Annotated in this window: 4 protein-coding genes; all 4 read left to right on the top strand. The window is 71.2% G+C overall.

Translation table 11 applies throughout. The features are described 5' to 3' along the window. On the top strand, positions 1-1,296 hold a 1,296-nt coding region (locus AB0J67_RS39575), incomplete at its 5' end, for a proprotein convertase P-domain-containing protein (protein ID WP_363490714.1). A gap of 134 nt (positions 1,297-1,430) precedes the next feature. Further along, positions 1,431-1,994 carry a hypothetical protein gene (locus AB0J67_RS39570; protein WP_363490712.1) on the top strand — a complete coding sequence of 188 codons (564 nt, stop codon included), beginning with the start codon at positions 1,431-1,433 and terminating at the stop codon, positions 1,992-1,994. A gap of 155 nt (positions 1,995-2,149) precedes the next feature. After that, the gene (locus tag AB0J67_RS39565) at positions 2,150-2,644 is read left to right on the top strand and encodes a GNAT family N-acetyltransferase (protein WP_363490710.1); all 495 of its coding nucleotides are present in this window, start codon (positions 2,150-2,152) and stop codon (positions 2,642-2,644) included. Positions 2,645-2,781: 137 nt separating this feature from the next. Continuing rightward, a complete protein-coding gene (locus AB0J67_RS39560) occupies positions 2,782-3,966 on the top strand; it encodes a pyridoxal phosphate-dependent aminotransferase (RefSeq protein WP_363490708.1) in 1,185 nt (394 codons plus the stop codon). Positions 3,967-4,215 lie beyond the last annotated feature (249 nt).

The raw sequence follows: 4,215 nt of genomic DNA, 5'->3' as shown, positions 1-4,215 counted from the left end.
GCCCCCTCATGCTGCGAGGATCCGGGTCCGAAAACGTCCGGCCGGGAACCGCCGGCCGTCGTCGGCATCGGCCGCACCAAGGCCGAGAAGATCTGGTACCGGGCGCTGGACGTGTACTTCACCTCCAGCACCCGCTACGTGCTGACCAGCAACCCGGGCAACACCGCGCGGGCGTACACGCTGTCCGCGGCGACCGACCTGTACGGCCTGTGCTCGCTGGAGTACAAGACCGTCCAGGCCGCCTGGACCTCGGTCAACGTGGCCGGCAACGACGCGGCCTGCCCGGCGGGCAACGACTTCTCGCTGGCCGCGGCGCCGTCGTCCGGCTCGGTCAACCCGGGTGGCTCCCTCACCAGCGTCATCACCTCGACGCTGACCAACGGCAGCGCGCAGACGGTCAACCTGACCGCCTCCGGCCTGCCCTCGGGCGCCACCGCGTCGTTCAGCCCCGCGTCGATCAACTCGGCCGGCGGCACCTCGACGCTGACCATCGCGACCACCGGCAGCACCACGCCCGGCACGTACGCGGTGACCATCACCGGCACCGGCGCCAGCTCGACCCGGACCACGACCTTCAACCTGACGGTCAACGGCCCGCCCGGCTGCTCCGGCACCAACCCCACCGACGTCGCGATCCCCGACAACACCACTGTGGAGTCGTCCATCACCATCAGCGGCTGCACCGGCAACGCCGGCGCGGGCAGCACGGTCGCGGTGAACATCCTGCACACCTACATCGGTGACCTGGTGGTCAACCTCGTCGCGCCGGACGGTTCGACGTACCTGCTGCACAACCGCACCGGCGGCAGCGCCGACAACATCAGCCAGACGTACACGGTCAACCTGTCCGGCGAGGCCGCCAACGGCACCTGGAAGCTGCGGGTGCAGGACGCGGCGACGGCGGACACCGGCACCATCGACACGTGGACGCTGAACCTGGTCGGCGGCAGCCCGGTCTGCACCGGCACCAACGGCACCGACGTGACCATCCCCGACAACACCACGGTCAACAGCCCGATCACCCTCGCGGGCTGCTCGGGCAACGCGTCGTCGACCTCCACCGTCGCGGTGCAGATCGTGCACACGTACATCGGTGACCTGATCGTCACCCTCGTCGCGCCCGACGGCTCGACGTACGTGCTGCACAACCGCGCCGGCGGCAGCGCCGACAACATCAACCAGACCTACACGGTCAACCTGTCCAGCGAGGTCAAGAACGGCACCTGGAACCTGCGGGTCCAGGACGCCGCCTCGGCCGACACCGGCTACATCAACAGCTGGACACTGACCCTGTAGCCCGCACCACCCGGCTGTTCCGGGAGGTACCCACCTCCCGGAACAGGCGACCCGCCACCACCGCTGCCCCGGCCCTTCCGCCGGGGCAGCGCTGTCCCCGGAACCGCACACCGCCACCGCGACTCGTCACCGGCATGACCCGCCTGCTCACCGCGGCCACGGTGGTCACCGCCACGGTGGTCACCCTCGCCACCACCGCCTGCACCAGCCCCGCCCCCACCCCGCCCCGCACCACCCCCACCGCCCAGGCCCTTCCCTCATCGCCCTCCCCGGCCCCGTTCCCCGACGACGGCGTCCCCCGCATCCCCTGCGACCACGTCATCGGCATCGAGCACAACGGACCGCAACCACCCCTGGAGACCCTGCTCGACGCCGTGGCCCTACCCACCCGCGTCCAACTGCAGCCCGTCCCGTCCGACGGCCGCTGGTGGGCCAAGCACGGCCTGCTCGTGCGCCCCGGCGCCCCCGTCGACATCGAGATCGTCGGCGACGCCGCGAGACACGCCACCATCGGCTGGGGCAACCCCGGCCCCGAAACCACCCGCATCCGCGTCCACTGCCCCGCCAACCCCACCACCCCAGGCTGGCTGGCCTTCGCCGGCGGCTACACCGTCGACGAACCCACCTGCCTCCCCCTCCGCATCCGCTCCGGCCCCCACTCCACCCTCACCCACATCCCCATCGGCACCCCCTGCTGACCCCCTCTCCCCCGCCGATCTTGCGTGGACTGTGGGTACGACACGCGCCATCCGGGCAAATGGGCAACACTTCGCGCAAGATCGTCGCGATCATAGCGGTGCGCCGGGGTGAGATGCTGCGGGGTATGCAATTGCGGGTGGTCGGGAGCGGGGAGTTGACGGCGGCACGGCTGGCGGAGGTGCGGGGGCTGCTCGACGGGGCGTTCGAGGACGGGTTCGACGAGCACGACTGGGCGCATGCGCTCGGGGGCACGCACGTGCTGGCGCTCGACGGGTCCACGGTGATCGGGCACGCGTCGGTGGTCGAGCGCACGCTGTGGTACGGCGACCAGCCGCTGCGCACCGGCTACGTCGAGGCCGTCGCGGTGCGCCACGGGCACCGTCGCAGCGGCTGCGGCAGTGCCCTGATGAAGCAGGTGGCGGTGCTGGTCGAGAGGTACGAGCTGGGGGCGCTGGCCACGTCGGAGGAGGCGATGGACTTCTACCGGCGGCTCGGCTGGCGGCTGTGGCTCGGGCCGACCCACGTCGCCACGCCGGACGGGCGCGTCCCGACCCCTGACGACGACGGAGGGATCTTCGTGCTGGCGCGCGGCCGGCTCGACCTGACCGCACCACTGACCTGTGACTGGCGTGCCGGCGACGTCTGGTGACACCCCGACCGCGACAGCCCGCCCGCGGCGGATCTTGTGCGTTTGATGTCGTCGGGCAGCACAAAATGCACAAGATCTGCCGGGAACGGCGGTGAACCCACGCGGAGCCCGGTCCGGCGGTGGGTGAAGATAGGGCCATGACGGCTGGGTTCTCCGGGGTCGATCCGCTGGTGGAGCGGATGCGCCCGTTCGGCACGACCATCTTCGCGACCATGTCGGCGCTCGCCGTCAAGACCGGGGCGGTGAACCTCGGGCAGGGCTTCCCCGACACCGACGGGCCCGCCGAGATGCTGGACGCGGCCGCCAAGGCGCTGCGCGACGGGTACAACCAGTACCCGCCCGGACCGGGTCTGCCGGTGCTGCGCCAGGCGATCGCGGCGCACCAGCGCCGGTTCTGGGGCCTGGACTACGACCCGGACGGCGAGGTCGTGGTCACCGCGGGCGCGACCGAGGCCATCGCCGCGGCGATCCTCGCGCTGTGCGAGCCGGGCGACGAGGTGGTGTGCTTCGAGCCGTACTACGACTCGTACGCGGCGAGCATCGCGCTGGCCGGTGCGGTCCGGCGGCCGGTGACGCTGCGGCCGGGACCGGACGGGCGCTACGGCTTCGACCCCGATCGGCTGCGGGCGGCGTTCGGGCCGCGGACGAAGCTGGTGCTGCTCAACTCGCCGCACAACCCGACCGGCAAGGTCTTCACCCGCGCCGAGCTCCGGCTCGTCGCCGAGCTGTGCCAGGAGTTCGGGGCGTACGCCGTCACCGACGAGGTCTACGAGCACCTGGTCTTCGACGACGCCGGGTCGCCGCACGTGCCGCTGGCGACGCTGCCGGGCATGCGGGAGCGCACGCTGCGCATCTCGTCGGCGGGCAAGACGTTCTCCTGCACCGGCTGGAAGGTCGGCTGGGCCAGCGGCCCGGCCGCGCTGGTGTCGGCGGTGCTGCGGGTCAAGCAGTTCCTCACCTTCGTCAACGCCGGGCCGTTCCAGCCGGCGGTCGCGGTGGCGCTGGGCCTGCCCGACGCCTACTTCACCGGCTTCACGACCGGGCTGCAGGAGCGGCGCGACCAGTTGCGCGCCGGGCTGGCCGACGCCGGGTTCGGGGTGCTGGCGGCCGAGGGCACGTACTTCATCACCACCGACATCCGGCCGCTGGGCGGTGCCGACGGCATCGAGTTCTGCCTGGGCCTGCCCGAGCGCAGCGGCGTGGTGGCGATCCCGGCGCAGGTGTTCTACGACGACGTCGACGCGGGGCGGCACCTGGTGCGGTTCGCCTTCTGCAAACGCCCCGAGGTCATCGCCGACGCGGTGGCCCGCCTCAAGCACTGAGCCCGAAAGGAAGGGCACCTTCTTAACGGACGTCCGTTAAGATTGAGCCTCTTTCACCATCAGGGTGGAAAAACTGCAGGCTGTCACGGCCTTTGCACGCGCCGTGGTGCTGCCAGTCCCAAACGTCGGCTATCGGACCGGGAAGTCTGCGGAAGTCAAGCGGTGCGGTGAGGTTAGTACCTGCGGGATGCATAAGTTGTGCAACCAGGCTCGCCGCAGGCATGATCGGCGTGCGTTGCCTGGAACCCG

The sequence above is a fragment of the Catellatospora sp. NPDC049609 genome (assembly GCF_040675365.1).
GTDB lineage: Bacteria > Actinomycetota > Actinomycetes > Mycobacteriales > Micromonosporaceae > Catellatospora.
The sequence above is the reverse complement of the archived record's forward strand: the minus strand, read 5'-3'. Positions and strand labels throughout refer to the sequence as shown.